The sequence below is a fragment of the Peribacillus sp. NPDC058002 genome (genome assembly GCF_042886655.1).
Lineage (GTDB): Bacteria > Bacillota > Bacilli > Bacillales > DSM-1321 > Peribacillus > Peribacillus aracenensis.
Genome location: NZ_JBHVQU010000477.1, coordinates 1 through 1,554 on the forward strand (window position 1 = coordinate 1; position 1,554 = coordinate 1,554).

The 1,554-nt window shown below is 38.6% G+C and carries 1 protein-coding gene; it reads right to left on the reverse strand.

Features of this window, described 5'->3' with window-relative positions; translation table 11 throughout:
• Positions 1–130: 130 nt before the first annotated feature.
• Positions 131–1,554: oligopeptide ABC transporter substrate-binding protein (opp4A, locus tag ACFVSH_RS26460; RefSeq protein WP_387708782.1), on the reverse strand; the 1,424-nt coding region annotated here is incomplete at its 5' end.

Consider the following 1,554-nt stretch of genomic DNA (forward strand, 5'->3'; position numbering starts at 1 on the left):
TTTTTTTTTATAACTTCAAAAATATAACCATTAAAATTACTTAATATTATATATTTAAACTTTAACAACTTAATTGAAACTAAAAAAAAAATCGACCGCCCATAAAGGCAGCCGATAGTCATCAATTAAATTATTTCGTTACCCCTACATTATGCCACTGATATTGGCGGCCTGCGAGATAATCATAACCTGTAACGCGTTCATTCACTCCTGCCAATTGATAACGGAATAATGTCGGAATGACCGGAACCTCATCATGGATCAATTCTTGCCACTCATTATACGTATCGATCCGATATTGATCATCAAAGGCTTCCTCTGAAATCCCTTTATCTAGAAGCTCATCATTTTTTTCATTCACCCAGCGGGTATAGTTAAATTCCGCAGATCTAGCCCAAAGACCAGATGGATCCGGATCGGAAGCGACTCCCCATGCAGCTGAATAAACATCAACTTGATCATTATCCTTTTTCAATAGGTCATAGAATGAATTGAACTCATGCAGCCTACCATCCTGCAATTCAACGTCCAAACCTACTTGTTCCCATTGTTGGATATAATACCTTGCAAGAGGCTCGGAAACATCGGAGCCGCTCATGGAAGCAAAATTGATCTTGAACTCTTTTCCATCTGCATCTTCACGAATGCCATCATTATTCGTATCTACAAATCCTGCTTCATCCAACAGTTTTTTTGCTTTTTCAGGATCATATTCATATGGCTTTATATCTTTATTATTATATTTAAAGTTCGGTGTAATGACAGAGTTGGCAGGGAAGCGAAGGCCCTTGTACATCTTTTCGCCAACTTCTTTATTATTGATGGCATATGCCATCGCCTGACGAAGGCGTTTGTCTCCGAATTTAGGATTCTCATCCATAATATTTTCTTCTTTTTCTTTATCATAGTAGCCGAAATTGAAACCAATATAGGAATAAGCCAATTCAACTTTCCCCAATAATTCGACATTATCCAATTCCTTGGCCTGTTCATATTGTTCTGCCAGGACCTCTGCTACATCGAGGTCACCATTTTTAAGTGACTTGACGACAACGGACGGATTCACGACTTTTAATGTGACACTGTCCAATTTAGGTGCACCGCGGTAATAATCTTTATTCGCTTCAAATTCGACTGCTTCCCCTTGAACGATTTTCTTCACTTTGAATGGTCCAAAGCCAATCGGGTTTTTACGGATTTTATCCGATGATTCCAACTCTGCAATCGGAACATCTTTTAAGTATTCTTTATGAAGCGGGTATGTCCATAATCCAGTCGTGACGGAAGGATTCGCTTTTTTGAATGTGAAAGTGATTTTCTTGCCGTCGACTTTAATGCCTGAAATCTTATCCGCTTTCCCTTCATGATACTCTTCCATACCCTCGATTAATGCCATTTGTTCATCATAGCGTACACCTTTGTAATCTTTGCTGCCTATGACAAGATATGCATATTCTAAATCGGCACCTGTCAAAGGCTTTCCATCTTGCCAATTTACATTATCCTTAATCGTCAGCGTAACCGTTTTATGATCGTCTGAAATCTCATATGAAG